17 protein-coding genes are annotated in these 21461 nt (G+C 56.3%); 13 read left to right on the top strand and 4 right to left on the bottom strand.

Going from position 1 to position 21461, the window contains the following annotated elements; all coding sequences use genetic code 11:
- The first annotated feature begins 103 nt into the window (after positions 1 to 103).
- Complete coding sequence (gene ybiO / locus BN2591_RS11960; RefSeq protein ID WP_086871717.1) at positions 104 to 2341, top strand: mechanosensitive channel protein; 2238 nt, start codon at positions 104 to 106, stop codon at positions 2339 to 2341.
- Here the strand turns inward: ybiO and rlmF are convergent.
- On the bottom strand, positions 2331 to 3266 hold the full coding sequence (rlmF, locus tag BN2591_RS11955; protein ID WP_086871715.1) for a 23S rRNA (adenine(1618)-N(6))-methyltransferase RlmF: 936 nt from the start codon (positions 3264 to 3266) through the stop codon (positions 2331 to 2333). The genes ybiO and rlmF overlap by 11 nt on opposite strands.
- Before the next feature lie 98 nt (positions 3267 to 3364).
- Between rlmF and BN2591_RS11950 the strand changes: the two genes are divergently transcribed.
- From BN2591_RS11950 to ybiJ, 3 genes are all read left to right on the top strand, one after another.
- Positions 3365 to 3979 (top strand): flavin reductase family protein, encoded by a 615-nt coding sequence (locus BN2591_RS11950; protein ID WP_086871713.1) that lies wholly within the window; start codon positions 3365 to 3367, stop codon positions 3977 to 3979.
- A 98-nt stretch (positions 3980 to 4077) separates the two neighbouring features.
- Positions 4078 to 4344 carry a DksA/TraR family C4-type zinc finger protein gene (locus BN2591_RS11945; RefSeq protein WP_086871712.1) on the top strand — a complete coding sequence of 89 codons (267 nt, stop codon included), beginning with the start codon at positions 4078 to 4080 and terminating at the stop codon, positions 4342 to 4344.
- A 285-nt stretch (positions 4345 to 4629) separates the two neighbouring features.
- Positions 4630 to 4890, top strand: a complete 261-nt coding sequence (gene ybiJ, locus BN2591_RS11940) for a DUF1471 family protein YbiJ (protein WP_086871710.1) — start codon at positions 4630 to 4632, stop codon at positions 4888 to 4890.
- A 113-nt stretch (positions 4891 to 5003) separates the two neighbouring features.
- Here the strand turns inward: ybiJ and ybiB are convergent, their stop codons facing one another.
- Together ybiB and dinG are read right to left on the bottom strand one after the other, a co-directional pair.
- Entirely contained in the window at positions 5004 to 5966 is a 963-nt protein-coding gene (gene ybiB, locus BN2591_RS11935; protein ID WP_086871709.1) for a DNA-binding protein YbiB, read from the bottom strand.
- Between the two features lie 25 nt (positions 5967 to 5991).
- On the bottom strand, positions 5992 to 8145 hold the full coding sequence (dinG, locus tag BN2591_RS11930; protein ID WP_086871707.1) for an ATP-dependent DNA helicase DinG: 2154 nt from the start codon (positions 8143 to 8145) through the stop codon (positions 5992 to 5994).
- A 332-nt stretch (positions 8146 to 8477) separates the two neighbouring features.
- On the opposite strand from dinG, the gene licT reads away from it, so the two are divergent.
- From licT to BN2591_RS11905, 5 genes are all read left to right on the top strand, one after another.
- Positions 8478 to 9317: a BglG family transcription antiterminator LicT gene (licT, locus tag BN2591_RS11925; RefSeq protein ID WP_086871705.1), complete on the top strand. Its 840-nt coding sequence runs from the start codon at positions 8478 to 8480 to the stop codon at positions 9315 to 9317.
- A gap of 160 nt (positions 9318 to 9477) precedes the next feature.
- Positions 9478 to 11316 (top strand): beta-glucoside-specific PTS transporter subunit IIABC, encoded by a 1839-nt coding sequence (locus BN2591_RS11920; protein ID WP_086871703.1) that lies wholly within the window; start codon positions 9478 to 9480, stop codon positions 11314 to 11316.
- Between the two features lie 11 nt (positions 11317 to 11327).
- The gene (locus tag BN2591_RS11915) at positions 11328 to 12800 is read left to right on the top strand and encodes a glycoside hydrolase family 1 protein (RefSeq protein WP_086871701.1); all 1473 of its coding nucleotides are present in this window, start codon (positions 11328 to 11330) and stop codon (positions 12798 to 12800) included.
- Positions 12801 to 12809: 9 nt separating this feature from the next.
- Complete coding sequence (locus BN2591_RS11910) at positions 12810 to 14201, top strand: glycoside hydrolase family 1 protein (RefSeq protein WP_086871699.1); 1392 nt, start codon at positions 12810 to 12812, stop codon at positions 14199 to 14201.
- 65 nt (positions 14202 to 14266) lie between these two features.
- On the top strand, positions 14267 to 15220 hold the full coding sequence (locus BN2591_RS11905; protein ID WP_086871697.1) for an alpha/beta hydrolase: 954 nt from the start codon (positions 14267 to 14269) through the stop codon (positions 15218 to 15220).
- On the opposite strand, the gene rhlE is transcribed toward BN2591_RS11905, so the two are convergent.
- Complete coding sequence (gene rhlE / locus BN2591_RS11900; protein ID WP_086871695.1) at positions 15221 to 16696, bottom strand: ATP-dependent RNA helicase RhlE; 1476 nt, start codon at positions 16694 to 16696, stop codon at positions 15221 to 15223. It abuts the gene before it with no gap.
- 235 nt (positions 16697 to 16931) lie between these two features.
- On the opposite strand from rhlE, the gene cecR reads away from it, so the two are divergent.
- The 4 genes from cecR to BN2591_RS11880 are packed head-to-tail and all read left to right on the top strand — an operon-like array spanning position 16932 to position 21456.
- Positions 16932 to 17606 (top strand): transcriptional regulator CecR, encoded by a 675-nt coding sequence (gene cecR / locus BN2591_RS11895; protein ID WP_017456006.1) that lies wholly within the window; start codon positions 16932 to 16934, stop codon positions 17604 to 17606.
- The gene (gene hlyD, locus BN2591_RS11890; protein ID WP_086871693.1) at positions 17606 to 18601 is read left to right on the top strand and encodes a secretion protein HlyD; all 996 of its coding nucleotides are present in this window, start codon (positions 17606 to 17608) and stop codon (positions 18599 to 18601) included. The genes cecR and hlyD overlap by 1 nt, the downstream gene beginning before the upstream one ends.
- Positions 18594 to 20333, top strand: coding sequence for an ATP-binding cassette domain-containing protein (locus BN2591_RS11885; protein WP_086871691.1), 1740 nt, complete (start codon positions 18594 to 18596; stop codon positions 20331 to 20333). The genes hlyD and BN2591_RS11885 overlap by 8 nt, the downstream gene beginning before the upstream one ends.
- Entirely contained in the window at positions 20323 to 21456 is a 1134-nt protein-coding gene (locus BN2591_RS11880; protein WP_086871689.1) for an ABC transporter permease, read from the top strand. The genes BN2591_RS11885 and BN2591_RS11880 overlap by 11 nt, the downstream gene beginning before the upstream one ends.
- The last annotated feature ends 5 nt before the right edge of the window (positions 21457 to 21461 follow it).

Here is a 21461-nt window from a genome sequence, read left to right as displayed (position 1 = left end):
CTCCTTGCGGAGGGGCACTCCCCCAGATTCTTCTCAATTCATCGCGGCTGCAGTACGGCATCTATACTTATCATTTTGCTGGACTTTCTCACCGGAGGAGCACATGCCGTGGATCCTGCTATTGATTGGGTTGTGGTGCGCGCCGTTACAGGCTGCGACGATACCCGGCATTACCTCTGCGGCGACCACGCCCCCGCCTGCCACGCAAACAAGTGAGCCCAATGTCGAACAGAAAAAGGCCGCTTATGCCGCACTGGCGGATGTGCTGGAAAATGATGAGTCGCGTAAAGAACTGATTGATCAGCTACGTAAAGTTGCCACCACGCCGCCGCAAGAACCGGTGCCGGAGATCACGCCTCCCGAGGTGAAAGAGCAAAAAACGGTGCTGGAAAACGTGACCGAGGTTAGCGAGCATTATGGCAACGCGCTGGCATCGCGTTTTGCTCAGCTTTATCGCAATATCACCGGTTCGCCCCATAAAGCCTTTAACCCGCAGACCTTCAGCAACGCCGCCAGCCATTTTCTGCTATTAGCCGCGCTGGTTTTTGCTTTCTGGTTTCTGGTTCGCTTAGCGGTATCGCCGCTGTATCGCAAAATGGGTGCCTGGGGACGGCGTAAAAACCGCGACCGTAGTAACTGGTTGCAACTGCCCTCAATGATTATCGGCGCGTTTATTATCGACCTGATGCTGCTGGCGTTGGCGATATTTGTCGGTCAGTTGCTGAGCGCGAATCTTAACGCCGGCAACAGCACCATTGCCTTTCAGCAAAGCCTGTTCCTGAACGCCTTTGCGCTGATTGAGTTTTTTAAAGCGATTTTGCGGCTGATTTTCTGCCCGCGTATTGCCGATCTGCGCCCCTTTCGCATTACCGATGAAACCGCCCGCTACTGGCACCTGCGCCTGAGTGCGCTGAGCAGCCTGATTGGCTACGGTTTGCTGGTTGCAGTGCCGATTATCTCCAACCAAATCAATGTGCAGTTTGGCGCACTGGCCAATGTGGTGATTATGCTCTGCATTACCGTATGGGCGCTGTACCTTATTTTTCATAATAAGCGGCAAATTCAGCACAACTTGATTATCCTGGCGGATCACTCGCTGGCCTTTTTTAGCTTGTTTATCCGCGCCTTTGCGCTGATCTGGCACTGGCTCGCCAGCGCTTACTTTATTGTGCTGTTCTTCTTTTCGCTGTTCGATCCCGGCAACAGCCTGAAATTCATGATGGGTGCCACGGTCAATAGCCTGGCGATTCTGAGCATTGCCGCGTTTCTTTCTGGCGTATTGTCGCGTTGGTTGAATAAGACCATCACCCTTTCGCCGCAGGTACAGCGCAACTATCCCGAGTTGCAAAAACGGCTCAATGGCTGGCTCTCCGCGTCGTTAAAAGCCGCACGTATTCTGGTGGTCTGCGCAACGATCATGCTGCTGCTGAATGCCTGGGGGCTGTTTGATGTCTGGCACTGGCTGAATTACGGCGCGGGGGAGAAAACCGTCGATATCCTGATCCGGATTGCCTTGATCCTCTTCTTCTCCGCCGTTGGCTGGACGCTGCTCGCCAGCATTATTGAAAACCGGCTGGCGTCGGATATTCATGGCCGCCCGCTGCCAAGCGCGCGTACCCGCACACTGCTAACGCTGTTTCGCAATGCGCTGGCGGTGGTGATAAGCACCATCACGGTGATGATTGTGCTGTCGGAAATTGGCGTGAACATTGCGCCATTGCTGGCCGGGGCCGGCGCGCTCGGGCTGGCTATCTCCTTTGGTTCGCAAACGCTGGTGAAAGATATTATCACCGGCATTTTCATCCAGTTTGAAAATGGCATGAACACCGGGGATTTGGTCACCATCGGCCCGCTCACCGGTACCGTAGAACGGATGTCGATTCGCTCTGTTGGCGTACGTCAGGATACCGGCGCGTACCACATCATTCCGTGGTCATCGATAACCACTTTCGCCAACTTTGTACGCGGCATTGGCTCTGTGGTGGCGAATTACGACGTGGATCGCCAGGAGGACACCGACAAAGCGAATCAGGCGTTAAAAAATGCCGTGGCGGAACTGATGGAGCAGGAAGAGATCCGCGGCTTGATTATTGGCGAACCGTCGTTTGCCGGGCTGGTCGGGCTGACCAACACGGCATTCACGCTTCGCGTCACCTGCACTACCCTGCCGCTGAAACAGTGGACGGTGCGTTTTGCCCTCGACACGATGGTGAAAAAGCATTTCGACCGCGCGGGCGTGCGCCCGCCGGTGCAGACTTACCAGATGCTACCGGCACCGGGAAGCGCAGCGCAGCCAGCATCACCCGCCAGCCCGCCGCCGCCGACAGAACCTACCCTTTAAAACGCGTCTGCGCCCAGCGTTTACGCTGGGCCTCATCAAGAAACGTCCAGGCGATAAAACGGCTCTGCTTCTGGCCCTGCGCCATCTCTTTTTTCATCACTTTCACTGCGCCAACCTGGGTCAAGGCGCGATAGAGTTCGGGCAAGTTATCGCCGCGTGACACCAGCGAGGTAAACCATAACACCTGGCGTGCAAATTGTTGGCTTTCCGCAATCATCTTGCTGATAAAGGCCACTTCGCCGCCTTCGCACCACAGCTCCTGTTGCTGACCACCAAAGTTAGCGGCGTCGCTGGCGGCTTGCCCGAGGTTGCGACGCTTGCGCTCGCTTCCGGCCTGCGCGCTTTGCGCGGAGTCGTGGAACGGTGGGTTGCAGAGAACCGCATCGTACTGCTCATTTTTATGAATAATGCCGGTGAGAACAGACGCCGGATCTTTCTGGCGACGCAACCGTATCGCACGGCTCAATCCAGGATTGGCATTGATGATCGCCTGCGCGCTGGCAAAAGCCTGATCGTTAACTTCGCTGCCGGTAAAACGCCAGCCGTACTCATGCGCACCAATCAGCGGGTAGATACAGTTTGCGCCAGTACCGATATCCAGCACGCTGGCCTGCGTCGGCACAATGCCATCATTGCTTTCTGCCAGCACATCTGCCAGATGGTGAACGTAATCCGCGCGCCCCGGTACTGGCGGGCAGAGGAAACCGTCCGGGATATCCCACTCACCAACACCATAAAACTGTGCCAGCAGCGCTTTGTTCAGAGCTTTCACTGCCTGCGGCTCGGCAAAATTGATGGTCGTCTCACCGTTCGGGTTGGTGGTCAGAAACGCGCGCAGTGACGGGTTCACGGCGCACAGCGCCTCGAGATCGTAGCGGCTGTGGTGGCGGTTACGCGGGTGCAGACCCGGCTTCTGGGCATTCATGGCATTCTCCTGTTAGCAGCGGCGTAAGATACCCGTTGACGTTGGTCGGGTAAATAAGTGAGGCTGAAGAATCTGTTTTTTAATGACCGGAAAGCGCTATGTATTTTTATGAACCTGCAAAAGGTCATGGTCTACCCCATGATCCCCTGAATGCCATTATTGGCCCGCGCCCCATCGGCTGGATCGCCTCGCTGGATGAACAAGGCCGACGAAATCTTGCCCCGTACAGCTTTTTTAACTGCTTCAATTATCGCCCGCCGATTATCGGCTTTGCCAGCAGCGGCTGGAAAGACAGCGTACGCAATATTAGCGAAACCAAAGAGTTTGTCTGGAACCTGACAACGCGTGAGCTGGCTGTGCCGATGAATGAAACGTCTGCCTCTTTACCGCACGGCGAAGATGAGTTTGCCCGTGCGGGACTCACCCCCGCTGCCAGCCGAATCATCAAGACGCCACGCGTGGCGGAAAGCCCGGTCAACTTCGAATGCCGCCTCTCGCAGTGTATTCAACTAACCGCCGCCGACGGAACGCCGGTTGATAGCTGGCTGGTGCTTGGTGAAGTGGTTGCCGTGCATATTGATGAAACGCTGCTGGAAAACGGTATCTACCAGACGGCCAGGGCCCAGCCGGTGTTACGTGCAGGTGGCCCTTCAGCTTATTACGGCATTAGCGAAGCGCAGCGTTTCGATTTGACGCGCCCGGATAACCGCTAGCCTCTTCGCCGGGCAACGTTTTTACCGTTCGCCCGGCCCGACATCAGCGCCACCGGGCAGTTTGCTATAATGATGGTTTTAGTCCGGGAGAACAGATTATGGCTTCAGGTTGGGCAAATGATGGCGCAGTGCAACAGCAAATCGACAGCACCATTGACGATGCGGTCGCGCGAGCGCGCAGCGGTTTACCTTCCGGCGAAAGTTTAAAGGCTTGCGAAGAGTGCGGAGAGCCCATACCGGAAGCACGGCGTAAAGCGATTCCCGGCGTGCGCTTATGCATAACCTGTCAACAGGAGAAAGATTCACATAACTCTACGTTTGCAGGATATAATCGCAGAGGATCGAAAGACAGCCAGCTACGTTGACCTTTCCTGACGTATGTAACCAGCGCAAGCGGTTGCCTTTACATCCATAAAATCCCGCCCTGCACGTAGCAAAATGTGCCGCAAAAACGGGTGCCAGCCTGAGCGGTGGTAAATTGCATTATTTTCATCCTTAAATATATTTAAATTCAATAAATTAGTCCTTATTCAATTTTTTAGAATAAGGCCGTCAATTCTCTTCGATTTTATCTCCCGCCAAAAACAGTGATACTCATCACATCGACGGAACATTGTCCCCTATACAGAATAACCTGCGAGATATTACCCATGAAAACCATCAAATATGCTGTTGCTGCCATCGCGTTGTCCACCCTCTCTTTCGGTGCTTTTGCGGCACAATCCGTCACCGCTGCTCAGGCAGAGAATCTGAATAAAATCGGTGTTGTTTCCGCTGAAGGCGCGACCACGCTGGACGGGCTGGAAGCCAAACTGGCAGAGAAAGCACAAGCCGCTGGCGCAACGGGCTACAGCATCACGTCCGCGACAGGCAATAACAAACTGAGCGGTACCGCCATTATCTACAAATAACCGAAACCCGTGTTTTACCCCGGGCAAATTAACCCTCTGCCTGGGTGCTCCACCCTCATTAACCCTGTTGTTACCCTGTTTTGCCCGTCCAGAAATGTGACGGGCTTTTTTTGTCAGAAACTTTGCGCAACCCGCGCCAGCCCCTCTTCCAGCGTCGCCACTTCACCCGTCGCCACCAGGCAGCAGGCAAGCTGAATTTTGAGCGACTCCGGCACCGCTTCACTTCCCGCAAGGCAGCGTTCTGTCCAGCGCGCCGTACTTTCCGCATCTTTCGCGGCACCGTCACTTACTGGCGCTGCCGCATCGTCACGCGCATAAAGTACGCGCTCGCCCTGCGCATCAATCAGGTTGATTTGCGGGCAGCGCTGCGGGTTGGCATACACTTCCCCTTCCGTGCCATGCATCAGCAGGCCGCGCCCGCCGATATCGGCAAAGAATTTCGCCACGCGCGTGATGTATTCCGGGTGCGAAACGCTGGATAAACGCAGCGCGGCATCTTTTTCAAACGGCGTTGCCAGCTTCGCCAGCGTATGCGCGCTGTTGCGCACGCCCATCCGCCAGCGCATCGCCAGCTGTTTTTCCAGCGGTGGGCAGAGTGCGCTCACAGGAATGTAGACCGGTTGATGCCCCTCCAGCTTCGCCTGCGCCTGACCGGCGTGCAGCGTGGCGTCGATACCCAGCAGTTGGAAAATGCTCTCCGTCACCACGCGCGTCGGATCTTCAGTAACGCCGTGCACCACAACCGGAAAACCGAGTTTGTTGAGCAAAATCGCCAGTAGCGGCGTCAGGTTCGCCTGTTTGCGCGCACCGTTATAGCTGGGGATCACAACCGGCATCGGCTTTGCAACCGGCGGCGTCAGTTTCAGGGTGTGCTGCTGCATCGCCTCGTAAAAACCGCGCATTTCCGCTTCCCCTTCCCCTTTAATACGCAGGGCAATCAAAATTCCGCCCATCTCCAGATCCGGCACTTCCCCTTTCAGCATCTGCGAGTAGAGACCCCGGGCGGTATCGAAATCCAAATCGCGGGCGTGGTTTTTCCCACGACCAATTTCTTTAATGATTTTGCGGTAATCCATAGCGACTCCTTGCGGGCTCACATCGTTAACGGCGTTTGCGACGCTTCTGTTCTGATTTTTTCACAGGCTTCTTCACTATAACGTCCGGCATCACCGGTTGTGAAATAGGAAACACAGGTAGCGCGTCGAGCAGCCGTTTACCGTAGTTTTTGGTCAGTAGCCGTTTATCGTAAATCACCACTTCGCCACGACAACTGTGGCTGCGAATCAGCCTTCCTACTTGCTGGATAAGGTTAAACGACGCGCTGGGCAGGCTCTGCACTTCGAAAGGATAGCGATTCAGGCTTTTCAGCCACTCGCCTTCGGTGATCACCACCGGGCTGTCGATGGGCGGAAAAGCAATTTTATGGATGTGCACCTGCGTCAGGTAATCGCCTTTGAGATCCAACCCTTCAGCGAATGACTGCAAACCCACCAGCACGCTGCGCTCGCCGTTATCGATGCGTTTGCGGTGCAGTTCCACCAGCCGATAGCGCGGCTGATCGCCCTGCACCAGCAGCAATAAACGCAAGTCCGCGACATAGGTTAAAAACAGCTGCATCGCGCGCTGGCTGGCAAAAAGCACCAGCATCCCGGGATGCGCTTTACTCTCAACCTGCTCACGAAACCAGGTGGCCATTTCCGCAATGTGCTGCTCTTCGTTTTCTATCAGCGGCTCGTAGCGCATCTGCGGAATAACAATTTTTCCCTGCTCAACATGGTTGAACGGCGAATCAAGCGTGACAAAGCGATCTCCGGCTTTCTCTTTTAAACCGCTCATCTCCTGCAGACGATTGAAACTGTTCAGCGAACGTAACGTCGCTGAGGTCACGACGATATGCGGTACGCTGCGCCAGAGCAGCTTTTCCAACTGATCGCTCACGCGAATACCCACACAGTGGAAGAGCAAATGCAACTGTCCGTCACGCGCCTCACGGGTGACCCATTTGGTTACCGGCGCACCGGACGCCTGCGCCATTGAAGCCAGCCGCCAGAGTTTGCTCTGGCTTTCGAACATGCCCAGCGCGCGGTTCATCTGCAAAATAACCCGATGCAAACGCACAATGTCGTGGCTGCCCGTCTTCTCGCTTAAATCATTCAGGAACAACTCAGCCAGCCCGCGCAGCATCTCGGTGAGTTTTGCCAGCCGCTGGCAATTCTCCATCACTTCGTCAGGCAATTCACCCATTGCAAAGCGATATTCCGCTTCCTGACCCGCCGGAAGATAAAGGTTGAGAATGTTGTTAAGCGAAGCGATAAGCGCGTAAAGCTCCTCGCAATGGGCGTTGAGCCGCTCCGGTGTCGCCAGCGGCGGCAGCGTTTTCGGGCGAAACTGTTCAAGACAAGTTGCCACCAGTTTGGTGAACAGATCGAGCTGAAGCTGATACCAGGGGGCGGTGATTTCCGCCGTCATCTCCAGTGCGTCGCGAGCCACATCCGGCAAATGGTGGCCTTCATCCAGCACCAGCAGCAGGTTTTTTGGCTCCGGCAGCACCGCCTCGCTCTCCATCGCCGCCATTACCAGCGCGTGGTTGGCGACCACCACTTCCGCTTCCTGGATTTCGCGGCGTGCGACAAAAAAGGGGCATTCGCGGTAGTAATGGCAATTACGGTTCAGGCAACTGGCTTTATCGGTGCTGAGCCGTCGCCACAAATCATCGCTAATCGCCTTGTCAGTGTGATCGCGCAGACCGTCCCACTTGTAGCTGTCGAGATCCGCTTTCAACGCCGCGCAACGTTTCTGCTCCTCCTGGTTACCAGGCGTCAGTTCATCGTCCAGAAATGCCAGCAGATCCTGCTGATTCGGCTCGCTGCTTGCCAGCGCCGCCAGGTTGCGCGGGCAGACATAGCGCCCACGTCCAAACGCGGCGGTAAAGCGTAAATCCGGGATGATTTTGCGCAGCAGCGGCAGATCTTTACTGAAGATCTGATCCTGCAGCGCCACATTCGCGGTGCTGACCACCAGCGTTTTTTGCTCTTCACGCGCGATGGCGATGCCCGGAATCAGGTAAGAGAGCGTTTTCCCCACGCCGGTTGGCGCTTCAATCGCCAGATGACGTCCTTCCTCCCCCGCCAGCGTTTTCGCCACGTCAGCAATCATCTGCCGCTGCGGCGCGCGGGGAATAAAGTCCGGGATCTGTTGTTGCAACGCCTTATACCAGGCGGCGATCTGCGCTTTTAGCGCGGCGGTAAGGGCCATGAGGGAACCTGAAACACTGTATAAACAGCCACTATTGTGGCATTTTTAGCGCCCGTAGGGTAACCCTTTTTGCCTTTGCGCGAGCACCCTCGCGAATCCTTTTTCTCCCCACAGCGATACAGGATATTTTTCGCCGTGCCGATCACAAATCGGTAGTTCCATTCGTTAATGTGCCCTTTCGCGCGTTGATCATTTATTAGGGCGGTGCTAGTTTTTTACCTGCATTACGCTTGTTACCGAATATCGGGCAAAACCTAAATGCAGAGAATGCGGGCGACATCCGCTCGTTGCTGTATTTACGTTTTGCCCGTTTTTGTTTGCAGGAGTTGGCGATGCTGGTCAAACAAATATTAAATAATAACGTTGTCAGCGCCATTGATGAGCATGGCCTTGAGGTTATTCTGACCGGGCGCGGCTTAGGGTTTAATACCCAAAGCGGTGCGCGCGTCGATGCGCAAGCCATCGAAAAAATATTCCATTTGCAGGATTCTCAAGTCTCCGCTCGTTTTAAAGATCTGGTCAGCGAAGTGCCGGTGGAAATAGTGCAACTCACCGCCGATATCGTCGCGCTGGCACGATCTACGCTTGCGCATAAATTAAGTGAAGGCCTGTACGTTACGCTCGCCGATCACTTGCACTTTGCCCTGCAACGCACAGAAAAGAATGAAGTTTTGCCCAATCCGTTAGAGTGGGAAGTGCGCCATTTCTATACCGACGAGTACGCCATTGGCCGCCAGGCGCTCGGCATGATTATCGCGCGTACCGGCACATTATTACCCGACAGTGAAGCCTGTAGTATTGCGTTGCATATTGTGAATGCCGGGCTGAACGATACGATGGGAAAAACCACAAAAATTACGCGGCTTATTTATCAGTTACAGAATATCGTTAAATACTTTTTCACCCTGCCGCTCGACGAGCACAGTCTGAATTACCAGCGTTTCATTACCCATTTAAAGTTTTTTGCCCAACGGGTCATTGATGGCGTGGTGTTAAATAATAACGACGAAGAGTTATTCGCGATGGTGCAGCGTCGTTATCAAACCACCCTGAAATGCGTTGACGCAATTAACGAATTTGTCGGCAAAAATTATCACCACACGATGAGCAATTCGGAAAAACTCTACCTGACCGTGCATATCGAAAATGTGGTGCAACGGACAGAGTCGTAAGGCAACCACGTCGCGCCTGCGACCCGAAGCATGATGTGTATGAATTCTTTCCAGGCTTGTTACTGTTAAATCAGGCAAACCCCAGAAGAACAAAGCGCCGGTGGATAACCGGTAATTGTTATGGCACCTGTCATGCAGGTGCCAGTCTGGAGGAATGACCATGAACTATCAGGATACCGCGCAGCAGATAATCAATAAGATCGGCGGCAAGGGCAATATTCTGTCACTGTTTCACTGCATCACCCGTTTGCGTTTCTTACTGAAAGATAACGACAAAGCCGATCGCGCCGCGCTGGAAGCGCTGGATGGCGTGATTGGCGTAAACATTTCCGGCGATCAATATCAACTCATCATCGGCAATGACGTGGCCCCCCTGTGCGACGCCTTGCTGGCGGCCTTACCGGGCGTCTCTGCCGCCAGCGCAGCGCACTCAGGAAAACGCCGCAACCCGGTATCGGTGGTACTGGAGGGGTTATCCAGTATCTTCTCACCAATCATTCCGGCGATTGCCGGAGCCGGTATACTGAAAGGCGTGCTGGCACTGATGGTGGCCATGCACTGGCTGGAAACCAGCAATCAGACGTATCAAATCCTGCTCGCCATCAGCGATGGCGTGTTCTACTTTATGCCGCTGGCGCTGGCCTTCAGCGCGGCGAGTAAGTTTGGCGCGAACCCCTATGTGGCCGTTGCGCTGGCCGCCGCCCTCTTCCACCCGGCGATTCAGACACTGTTTAAATCCGGCGCAGCGATCACCTTCATGAGCCTGCCAGTACCAACGGTGAACTACGCCTCCACGGTGATCCCGATTCTGCTCGCTGTCTGGCTGCTTAGCCGGGTGGAAAAGCTGATAGATCGCCTGATGCCCGGCGTGCTGAAAACCATGTTCGTGCCGTTGCTCAGCCTGGTTATCGTCACGCCCATCACCCTGATTGCCATCGGCCCACTGGGTATTTTCGCCGGGAACGCGCTCTCCAGCGGCATTATCTGGCTGGTGGAAAACGCAGGCGTTGTGGCGGGCGTGGTGGTTGGCGGCACGCTGTCGATGATCATCATCACCGGTATGCACTATGTGCTGGTGCCCATTATGATCAACAACATCAGCACCATGGGTTTTGACCCGTTCAAAATCCTTTTCTATGTCGCCAACCTCGGACAGGCGGGCGCGGCATTTGGCGTGTTCCTGCGCGCTCGCGATAAGAAGCTAAAATCACTGGCGTTGAGCACCAGTTTCAGCGCCGCGATGGGTATTACCGAACCGGCGATGTACGGCATCAACATTCGCTATAAACGCCCGTTTGCCGCAGCACTTATTGGCGGTGCCTGCGGCGGCGGTTTTGCCATGGCGATGGGTGTCAAAACCTACGCCTTCGCCCTAAGCGGTCTGCCCGGTCTGCCGGCGCTGGTTGGCCCGACGTTTATGTGGGCGCTGGTCAGCATCGCCATCTCTTTTGTCTGCGCGGCGGTTGTCACCGTGGTGCTGGGTTTTGAAGAAACCGTCGTGGCAGGCGTTAGCCCAATGCCGGTGGCACGCAGCGAAGAGAAACTCTTCGCGCCGGTCAGCGGCGAGTTGAAACCGCTCAATACCCTGAGCGATCCGGTGTTTGCCGATGAAATTTTCGGCAAAGGGATCGCCATTTATCCCACCAGCGGCGAGCTGCGTTCTCCGGTCAACGGTACGGTGGCATCCCTGTTTGAAACGCATCACGCGCTGGCGCTGCAAAGCGATACCGGGGCGGAGATCCTGATTCATATCGGCATTGATACGGTGAAACTCGGCGGTAAACACTTCACCAGCCACATCGCCGCCGGGCAAAACGTCGAAGTCGGTGATTTGCTGGTGAGCTTCGATCTGGCGGCATTGCAGGCCGCAGGCATTGATCCGAGCGTGATTGTGGTGGTCACCAACAGCGAACAATACGGCGATATCAGCCCGGTGAAAACCAATGGCGATGTCGCCAGCCGGGACGCATTTCTCACACTGACCGCAAGCGCGGCGTAAGGAGCAGAGACATGGCATTTTCAAAAGCATTTCCTGAAGGGTTTTTATGGGGGGGCGCAACCGCTGCCAACCAACTGGAAGGTGCGTGGAATGTAGGCGGCAAAGGGCTTTCCGTCTCGGATGTTTACACCTTTGACAGTAACACGCCGCGTGAGCGCTGGCTCGATCAGTGGCTCGGCATGACGCATGCGCAGGTGCGGGAAGCGCAGGATCCGAACAGCAAAAAATATTACCCGAAGCGCAAAGGCAACGACTTTTACCACCGTTTTAAAGAGGATATCGCGCTGTTCGCCGGCATGGGTTTTGGCTGTTTTCGTATGTCGATTGCCTGGACGCGCATCTTCCCGCGCGGCGATGAAACCACGCCGAACGAAGCGGGGCTGAAATTTTACGATGAAGTCTTCGACACGCTGCTGGCGCACGGTATTGAACCGATAGTGTCGCTCTCGCACTATGAAATGCCGCTGGCGCTGGTGACCGATTACGGCGGCTGGCCGAACCGCCAGGTAGTGGACTTCTATGTGCGTTTCGCCACCACAGTGTTCACTCGTTATCGCAAGAAAGTGAAGTACTGGATGACCTTTAACGAGATCAACTGCGTGAAGCATCACCCGTATGTCAGCGTGGGCGTGATCGAAGAGAACAACCCGCATCTGGAGCAGGATAAATACCAGGGCGCGCATCACCAGTTTGTTGCCAGTGCTCTTGCGACCAAAGCCTGCCACAACATCATTCCCGGCTCGCAAGTCGGTTGCATGATCAGCTACCAGATGCTTTACCCACACACCTGCCACCCGGACGATTTGCAAGCCTGCGAAGAGATGCAGCGTGTATCGCTGTTCTTTAGTGATGTGCAGGCGCACGGTTATTACCCCGCCTACACCGACCGCATGCTGGCCGAAAAAGGCGTGACGCTGCAAAAAGTGGTCGGCGATGATGAGATCCTGCGCCAGCACCCGGTGGATTTCGTCTCCTTTAGTTATTACATGTCGAGCACCGTCAGCGCGCACCCGGAAACGCTGGAAGGCACCGAAGGCAACCTGGTCACCGGCGGCATTCGCAACCCGTATCTGCCCACCAGCCAGTGGGGCTGGCAAATCGACCCGAAAGGGCTGCGCCTTGCGCTCAATCAACTGTATGACCGCTATCAGAAGCCACTGTTTATTGCCGAAAACGGCCTTGGCGCGGTGGACACCGTCAACCCGGATGGTTCCATCGATGACGACTACCGCATCGATTACCTGCGTCAGCACGTTGAGCAGATGAAAGAGGCCATCGCCGATGGCGTGGATCTGTTCGGCTACACCTGGTGGGGGCCGATTGACGTGGTCAGCGCGGGTACGGCGCAGATCTCCAAACGCTACGGCTTTATCTATGTCGACCAGGACGACATGGGCAATGGCACGCAGGCGCGTTCGCTGAAGAAAAGCTACCACTGGTATAAAAAACTGATCGCCTCGAACGGCGAAGACTTAGCCGATTAAGGAGTAGATATGTCTGTTTTTCCGAAAGATTTTTTATGGGGCGGTGCCATTGCCGCCAACCAGGCGGAAGGGGCGTGGAACGAAGACGGCAAAGGGCCGTCTATCGCCGATGTGGTACGCGGCGGCATCGCCTCCGGCAAACACGATGCGGTGATTGACCCCAACCTTTACTATGCCAGCCACCAGGCGATAGATTTCTATCACCGTTACAAAGAGGACGTGGCGCTGTTCGCCGAAATGGGTTTTAAATGCTTTCGCACATCAATTGCCTGGTCGCGCATTTTCCCACGCGGCGATGAAACCACGCCTAACGAGGCCGGTTTAGCGTTTTATGATTCACTGTTTGATGAGCTGCATAAATATGGCATTGAGCCGGTGATCACGCTTTCGCACTATGAAACGCCGCTGGCGCTGTATCAGGAGTATGGCGGCTGGAAGAACCGCCAGTTGATTGACTTTTTCAGCCGCTACTGTGAAACGGTATTTCGCCGCTACAAAGGCAAGGTCAAATACTGGATGACCTTCAACGAACTCAACAACATGAACCGCATGCCGTTCGCCACCGGCGCGGTGGATGCCGATGCCGGCGCGCAGGCGATCTGGCAGGCAAATCATCACCAGTTTGTCGCCAACGCGCTGGCCAACAAGTTATGCCATGAGATTATCCCGGAGGCGAAAATCGGCTGCATGTTGTCGCTGAGTACCGTCTACCCGGCAACCAGCAATCCGCAAGACATCTTCTCCACCATGCAGTTGCGCCGTCGTTCGCTGTTCTTCTCGGATGTAATGATGTTCGGGCACTACCCGGCGTTTGCGCCACGTCTGTTCCGTGAACTAGGCGTAAAACTGGAGATTGCCGAAGGCGATCTGCAACTGCTGGCAGAGTACCCTTCGGACTACCTCGGCTTTAGCTACTACCGCAGCGTGCTGCACCAGGCGGGCGGCCAGTTCCGCATTGATACCGGCGGCACCGCCGGGCTGGACAACCCCTATCTGGAGAAAACCGAATGGGGCTGGCCGATTGACCCGCAAGGTTTTCGCATCGTCTGTAATGAGCTGGCGGATCGCTACCGTAAACCGCTGTTCATTGTTGAAAACGGTTATGGCGGCGTGGATGAACCGGACGAAAATGGCCAGATTAACGATGACGCCCGTATCGATTATGGTCGTCGCCACATCGAAGCCATGGCGCAAGCCATGGAAGATGGCTGTGACATTATGGGCTACACGTGGTGGGGGCCAATCGACATTGTCAGCGCCGGGACGGGCGAAATGAAAAAACGCTACGGCTTTATCTATGTCGATAAAGACAACGACGGCAACGGCACGCTCACGCGCAGTAAGAAGAAGAGTTTTGGCTGGTATCAACAGGTTATCGCCAGCAATGGCGAAGTGCTGTAAGGTTAAAACCGGGAAGCGCTGCGGCGCTTCTCTTATTTTAGCCTGTTGACGATAAAGGTTTACGCATGAGTACATGGCATCTGGTTGACCCCGAGCTTCGCCCCACCCTGCAATCCTGGACACCTTCCACACTGCAAGCCGACGCCCTTCCCGCCCTACGCGAGCAGCGTCAGCAAGCCGCGCTGCAGGCCATGCATCTTGATGATGGGCTTTCACTGGTGATGCACGAACAGCACATTGCGGGTAACCGCGGTGAACCCGCCGTGCGGGTGCGTGTTATCACCCCCACGGCACGTCGGGCCAACCGGATGGGGATCTTGCATATGCATGGCGGCGGTCATCTGTTTGGCAGCCCGGAACAATCTTTGTCGCTCACCCGCCCGACGGCCGCACATCATGACTGCGTGGTGGTCTCTGTCGACTACCGTCTCTCGCCGGAGACCCGCTTTCCCGGTTCGCTTAATGACTGCTATGCCGCGCTGGTGTGGATGGCGGAAAACGCGGCGCAATTAGGCATCGATGCCAGCAATATCGGCCTGATGGGTGACAGCGCAGGCGCGGGCGTTGCCGCCGCGCTGGCGCTACTGGCGCGCGATCGCAAAGGGCCGAAACTGGCGTTTCAGAACCTGATGTTCCCGATGCTCGATGATCGTACGGTCGTGGAAACGGAACGAAACCCGGTGACGGGCGAATTTATCTGGACGCGGGAAAACAATGCCTTTGGCTGGCGTGCGCTGCTTGGCTGTGAGCCCGGAAGCGTTGACGTATCGCCGTATGCCGCACCGGCGCGCGCCGATGACCTGGCAGGGCTACCGCCGACCTGGATTGGCGTTGGCACGCTGGATCTGTTTCTTGATGAAGATATGGCGTATGCGTGGCGGTTAATGCGTGCGGGCGTCGAGGTGGAGCTGAATGTCTGGCCGGGGGCGTATCACGGTTTTAATTCCGACCCGCAGGCAAGCATCGCCCAGCGGGCCAGAGAGACGCGCCAGAACTGGCTGGCGCGTTTTAACCGCTAATTACTCGGCGGCGGAAGGCTTACGCGGACGACGACGGCGAGACGGGTTGCCCGCCGGTGCCGCGCCGCCATCAAGACGGCGTCCACCTGTTGGTTTAGCGGCACCACCATCAAGGCGGCGCCCGCCCGCTGGCTTCGCACTACCTTCAGCACGGCGTCCCCCCTCCTGCTTCGCAGCGCCACCTTCGGCGCGGCGCGGGGTGCGCGGTTTTTGTCCTTCGCCTTCACTGCGGCGCGGCGCAGACTGACCACGGCCACCGCCGCCCTGCCCGCGACCACTGCCCTGACGACCACCGCCCTGGCCGCGACCATTCTGAATCGGCTCGGCTTTGATCGACGGATCCGGCTCATACCCTTCCAGGGCAATACGCGGGATCTCTTTTTTCAGCAGGCGTTCGATATCGCGCAGCAGTTTATGTTCGTCAACGCATACCAGCGACAGCGCTTCGCCGGTCGCCGCTGCCCGGCCGGTACGGCCAATACGGTGCACGTAATCTTCCGGCACGTTCGGCAGTTCGTAGTTCACCACATGCGGCAGCTCTTCAATGTCGAGCCCACGCGCAGCAATGTCGGTCGCTACCAGCACACGAATGTCGCCAGATTTGAAATCTGCCAGCGCACGCGTACGCGCCCCCTGGCTCTTATTGCCGTGGATCGCCGCGCTGGTGATGCCGTCTTTATTCAGTTGCTCCGCCAGGTGATTAGCCCCGTGTTTCGTACGGGTGAAAACCAGCACCTGCTGCCAGTTGCCCTCGCCAATCATCTGCGACAGCAGTTCCCGTTTGCGTTTTTTATCGACAAAATGCACATGCTGGGTGACCTGCTCAGAGGCGGTATTGCGGCGCGCCACTTCGATCTCCAGCGGATTACGCAGCAGCTTTTCTGCCAGCTGTTTGATCTCATCGGAGAAGGTCGCGGAGAATAGCAGGTTCTGACGCTTCGGCGGCAGTTTTGCCAGCACGCGGCGAATATCGTGAATAAAGCCCATATCCAGCATGCGGTCGGCTTCGTCGAGCACCAGAATTTCCACGCTATCGAGTTTCAGCGCGTTCTGGTGTTCCAGATCCAGCAGACGTCCCGGTGTCGCCACCAGGATATCCACGCCGCCGCGCAGCTTCATCATCTGCGGATTGATACTGACGCCACCGAACACCACCAGTGAGCGGATATTCAGGTATTTGCTGTACGCCTGAACGTTTTCACCCACCTGCGCCGCCAGCTCACGGGTTGGCGTTAAGATCAGCGCACGGATCGGGCGACGGCCTTTGGCGTGCGGCTCGTTTTGAATCAGGCGTTGCAACAGCGGCAGCGTAAAACCAGCAGTTTTACCGGTGCCGGTCTGGGCGCTCGCCATCAGATCGCGGCCTTGCAGCACCGCCGGGATAGCCTGCTGCTGAATAGGGGTCGGCTGAAGATAACCCTGCTCGGCAACAGCGCGCAGGATTTCCGGGTTCAGGCCAAGGGCATCAAAAGACATAACAACTCCACACCGCCCCGACCTGTGAACAGGTGTAGTTTTCGAGGAGATAATAATTTGGCTGATGACAAAAACCACAATGTCATGAAGGGGCGGAGTGTATCAGCTTTTGTGATCACACGCATAAAATATCCCTTCGGGAGCGGAATGCGCGATATTAACGCACCGCTAACTGGACAAGCCTAAATTTTAGCCATAAAGTTAATCAATCGATTGATTAACTTTCATCACCGCCATGCATACAACACCGACCACCAGCCGGGGTGAACAGGCCCGAAACCAGCTGATTGCCGCCGCGCTGGCACAGTTTGGTGAATATGGCTTGCATGCCACCACGCGGGATATTGCCGCACAAGCCGGGCAGAACATCGCCGCGATCACTTACTATTTTGGCTCAAAAGAGGATTTATATCTCGCCTGCGCGCAGTGGATTGCCGATTTTATCAGCGACAATTTTCGCCCGCATGTGCAAGCCGCCGAAGAGCTGTTCGCCCAGCCTACGCCGGATAAAGCCGCCATTCGCGAGCTGATCCACCGCGCCTGTAAAAATATGATTGTGCTGCTCACCCATGACGAGACGCTCAACCTGAGCAAATTTATCTCCCGCGAGCAGCTCTCGCCGACGCGCGCTTACCAGTTGGTGCATGACCAGGTGATTGCGCCGCTGCACAGCCACTTTACGGCGCTGCTCGCGGCCTACACCGGGCGCGACGCCAAAGATATACAAACCATTATTCATACCCACGCGCTTATCGGTCAGATCCTCGCCTTTCGCCTCGGGCGGGAAACCATTTTGCTGCGCGCAGGATGGACGCAGTTTGATGAAGAGAAAGCGACACAGATTTATCAGGTCATCACCTGCCATATCGATCTTATCTTGCAAGGATTAACGAACAGGAGTTCAACGTGATGAAAAAACCCATCGTCGTGGTAGTGATAGTTGTGGTGGTACTGGCCGCGCTGGGCGGCGGCTGGCTGTGGTATCAAAGCAAACAAGACCGCACGCTCACCCTGTACGGGAATGTCGACATTCGCACGGTGAATTTAAGCTTCCGCGTTGGCGGGCGGCTCTCTGCGCTGAACGTGGATGAAGGGGATGCGATACGTGCCGGGCAAACCCTTGGTGAAATAGACAAAGCGCCGTATGAAAACGCGCTGTTGCAGGCACAAGCCAATGTCGCCACCGCGCAGGCAAAATACTCGCTGGCGACCGCCGGTTACCGCTATGAAGAGATAGCCCAGGCCGTCGCCGCCGTACGCCAGGCGCAGGCGGCATATGACTACGCGCAGAATTTCTATCAGCGCCAGCAAGGGTTGATGAAAAGCCGGGCGATTTCGGCAAACGATCTGGAAAATGCCCGCTCTTCGCGGGATCAGGCCGAGGCCACGCTGAAATCGGCACAAGATAAATTGAGCCAGTACCGCGCCGGTAATCGCCCGCAGGAAATCGCCCAGGCAAAAGCCAGCCTGGAACAGGCCGAAGCCGCGCTGGCGCAGGCGCAACTGGATCTGCATGACACCACGCTTATCGCGCCAAGTAACGGCACGGTACTGACGCGCGCCGTCGAACCCGGCAGCATGCTGAGCGCCGGAAGCACCGTATTAACCCTCTCCCTGACGCGCCCGGTATGGGTTCGCGCCTATGTGGGTGAGCGCAATTTGCACCAGGCACAGCCGGGGCAAGAAATTTTGCTCTATACCGATGGACGCCCGGATAAGCCTTATCACGGCAAAATTGGCTTTGTTTCGCCCACCGCCGAATTTACGCCGAAAACTGTCGAAACCCCGGATTTGCGTACCGATCTGGTCTATCGCCTGCGCATTATTGTGACCGATGCCGATGACAGCCTGCGCCAGGGGATGCCTGTAACGCTGCGCTTTAGCGGCGAGGCCCGCCATGAGTGAAGCGGCTATCCATCTGCGCGGTCTGGTTAAGCGCTTTGCCGGTATGGAAAAACCCGCCGTCGCGCGACTGGATTGTGAAATCAAAGCGGGATATGTCACTGGCCTTGTCGGCCCGGATGGCGCCGGGAAAACCACGCTGATGCGCATGCTTGCCGGGCTGATGCGCCCGGATGAGGGTAGCGCGCAGGTGATGGGGCTTGATCCCATCGCTAATGACAGCGAGCTGCATGCCATGCTCGGGTATATGCCGCAAAAGTTTGGCCTGTATGAAGATTTGACGGTAATGGAAAACCTCAATCTGTATGCCGATTTGCGCAGCGTTACCGGTGAACAGCGTCGCCAGACCTTTGCGCGACTGCTGGAGTTCACCGCCCTCGCCCCGTTTACCGGGCGACTGGCGGGGAAACTCTCCGGCGGCATGAAACAGAAGCTGGGGCTGGCCTGCACGCTGGTCGGCGAGCCGAAAGTGCTGTTGCTGGATGAGCCAGGTGTCGGTGTCGATCCGATCTCCCGCCGCGAACTGTGGCAGATGGTGCACGAGCTGGCGGGCGACGGCATGCTGATCCTCTGGAGCACCTCCTACCTTGATGAAGCCGAGCAGTGCCGCGATGTGTTGTTGATGAACGAAGGCGAACTGCTCTATCAGGGCGAGCCGAAAGCGCTGACGCAAACCATGGCCGGACGCAGCTTTTTAGTGACCAGCGCCGCGGAGAACAACCGCCGTCTGCTGCGCCGCATTCTTAAGCAGCCGCAGGTCAGCGACGGCATGATCCAGGGGCGTTCTGTACGCATGATCCTGAAAAAAGGGGCGCAAGCGCAGGCGTTGCAGCAGGCAGAAAATATGCCAGCCCTGCAAATCGAGGAGACGGCCCCGCGCTTTGAAGATGCCTTTATCGACCTGCTTGGCGGCGCGGGCACCTCCGAATCGCCGCTGGGGGCGATTCTGCACACTGTGGAAGGCAGCGCGGAAGAGACGGTAATTGAAGCCAAATCGCTAACCAAAAAGTTTGGCGATTTCGCCGCCACCGATAATGTCAATTTCGCCGTCAAACGCGGGGAGATTTTTGGCCTGCTCGGCCCGAACGGCGCGGGGAAATCCACTACCTTCAAAATGATGTGCGGTCTACTGGTACCGACGGATGGCAAGGCGCTGGTGCTGAATATGGATCTGAAAGTCAGTTCCGGTAAAGCACGCCAGCACCTGGGATATATGGCGCAGAAGTTCTCCCTCTACGGCAACCTGACGGTGGAACAAAACCTGCGCTTCTTTTCCGGCGTCTATGGCCTGCGTGGCCGGGCACAGAACGAGAAAATCGCGCGCATGAGCGAGGCGTTCGGGCTGAAGAGTATCGCCAGTCATGCCACCGACGAACTGCCGCTCGGCTTTAAGCAGCGGCTGGCACTGGCCTGTTCGCTGATGCATGAACCGGACATTCTGTTTCTCGATGAGCCGACTTCCGGTGTTGATCCGCTGACGCGCCGCGAGTTCTGGCTGCATATCAACAGCATGGTGGAAAAAGGGGTCACCGTGATGGTGACTACCCACTTTATGGATGAAGCGGAGTATTGCGATCGCATTGGGCTGGTCTATCGCGGGAAGTTAATCGCCAGCGGCACGCCGGACGCGTTGAAAGCGCAAACCGCCGATGAAGATCACCCGGACCCGACCATGGAGCACGCGTTTATCACGCTTATCCATAACTGGGATAAGGAGCATCACGATGAGCGTTAAAGCCCTCTCCTGGCGGCGCGTACGCGCGTTATGCGTGAAAGAGACGCGCCAGATTGTGCGTGACCCCAGTAGCTGGTTGATTGCGGTGGTGATCCCGCTGCTGCTGCTGTTTATTTTCGGGTACGGTATTAACCTGGATTCCAGCAAACTGCGCGTGGGTGTCCTGCTTGAACAGCACAGCGAAGAGGCGCTGGATTTTACCCATACGCTGACCGGTTCGCCCTATATTGATGCCACCATCAGCGATAACCGCCAGCAACTGATCCAGATGATGCAGGCCGGGCGCATTCGCGGGCTGGTGGTGATCCCGGTGCACTTCGCCGCGCAAATGGCGCGTCCGGGCGACAGCGCGCCGATTCAGGTGATAACCGATGGCAGCGAACCGAACACCGCCAACTTTGTGCAAGGGTATGTCGAAGGCATCTGGCAGCTCTGGCAACAGCAACGCGCGGAAGATAGCGGCGAGACGTTTAAACCATTGATTGATGTGCAGACGCGCTACTGGTTTAACCCGGCGGCTATTAGCCAGCACTTTATTATCCCTGGTGCGGTGACCATTATTATGACGGTGATAGGCGCGATCCTCACCTCACTGGTGGTGGCGCGCGAATGGGAGCGCGGCACCATGGAAGCCCTGCTTTCGACCGAAATTACCCGCGCGGAACTGCTGCTGTGCAAACTCATTCCTTATTACTTTCTTGGCATGCTGGCGATGGGGCTGTGCATGCTGGTGTCAGTGTTCATTCTCGGTGTGCCCTATCGCGGCTCGCTGCTGATCCTCTTTTTTATTACCAGCCTGTTTTTGCTGAGTACCTTAGGCATGGGGTTGTTGATTTCCACCGTCACACGCAATCAGTTTAACGCCGCACAGGTGGCGCTGAACGCCGCGTTTTTACCGTCGATTATGCTGTCCGGCTTTATTTTCCAGATAGACAGCATGCCCGCCATTATCCGCGTGGTGACGTACATCATTCCGGCACGTTACTTTGTCAGCACCCTGCAAAGCCTGTTCCTGGCGGGTAATATCCCGGTGGTGCTGCTGGTAAACGTGCTGTTTTTAATCGCCTCGGCGGTGATGTTTATTGGCCTGACGTGGCTGAAAACCAAACGCAGACTGGATTAAGGAAA

Origin of the sequence: Kosakonia pseudosacchari, from assembly GCF_900184035.1 — a bacterium.
GTDB classification, from domain to species: Bacteria; Pseudomonadota; Gammaproteobacteria; order Enterobacterales; family Enterobacteriaceae; genus Kosakonia; species Kosakonia pseudosacchari.
The sequence above is the reverse complement of the archived record's forward strand: the minus strand, read 5'-3'. Positions and strand labels throughout refer to the sequence as shown.

Excerpts from the sequence above, each read along its gene's own strand:
- ybiO (WP_086871717.1), top strand. The coding sequence starts at position 104 with ATGCCGTGGATCCTGCTATTGATTGGGTTGTGGTGCGCGCCGTTACAG.
- rlmF (WP_086871715.1), bottom strand. The coding sequence starts at position 3,266 with ATGAATGCCCAGAAGCCGGGTCTGCACCCGCGTAACCGCCACCACAGC.
- BN2591_RS11950 (WP_086871713.1), top strand. The coding sequence starts at position 3,365 with ATGTATTTTTATGAACCTGCAAAAGGTCATGGTCTACCCCATGATCCC.
- BN2591_RS11945 (WP_086871712.1), top strand. The coding sequence starts at position 4,078 with ATGGCTTCAGGTTGGGCAAATGATGGCGCAGTGCAACAGCAAATCGAC.
- ybiJ (WP_086871710.1), top strand. The coding sequence starts at position 4,630 with ATGAAAACCATCAAATATGCTGTTGCTGCCATCGCGTTGTCCACCCTC.
- ybiB (WP_086871709.1), bottom strand. The coding sequence starts at position 5,966 with ATGGATTACCGCAAAATCATTAAAGAAATTGGTCGTGGGAAAAACCAC.
- dinG (WP_086871707.1), bottom strand. The coding sequence starts at position 8,145 with ATGGCCCTTACCGCCGCGCTAAAAGCGCAGATCGCCGCCTGGTATAAG.
- licT (WP_086871705.1), top strand. The coding sequence starts at position 8,478 with ATGCTGGTCAAACAAATATTAAATAATAACGTTGTCAGCGCCATTGAT.
- BN2591_RS11920 (WP_086871703.1), top strand. The coding sequence starts at position 9,478 with ATGAACTATCAGGATACCGCGCAGCAGATAATCAATAAGATCGGCGGC.
- BN2591_RS11915 (WP_086871701.1), top strand. The coding sequence starts at position 11,328 with ATGGCATTTTCAAAAGCATTTCCTGAAGGGTTTTTATGGGGGGGCGCA.
- BN2591_RS11910 (WP_086871699.1), top strand. The coding sequence starts at position 12,810 with ATGTCTGTTTTTCCGAAAGATTTTTTATGGGGCGGTGCCATTGCCGCC.
- BN2591_RS11905 (WP_086871697.1), top strand. The coding sequence starts at position 14,267 with ATGAGTACATGGCATCTGGTTGACCCCGAGCTTCGCCCCACCCTGCAA.
- rhlE (WP_086871695.1), bottom strand. The coding sequence starts at position 16,696 with ATGTCTTTTGATGCCCTTGGCCTGAACCCGGAAATCCTGCGCGCTGTT.
- cecR (WP_017456006.1), top strand. The coding sequence starts at position 16,932 with ATGCATACAACACCGACCACCAGCCGGGGTGAACAGGCCCGAAACCAG.
- hlyD (WP_086871693.1), top strand. The coding sequence starts at position 17,606 with ATGAAAAAACCCATCGTCGTGGTAGTGATAGTTGTGGTGGTACTGGCC.
- BN2591_RS11885 (WP_086871691.1), top strand. The coding sequence starts at position 18,594 with ATGAGTGAAGCGGCTATCCATCTGCGCGGTCTGGTTAAGCGCTTTGCC.
- BN2591_RS11880 (WP_086871689.1), top strand. The coding sequence starts at position 20,323 with ATGAGCGTTAAAGCCCTCTCCTGGCGGCGCGTACGCGCGTTATGCGTG.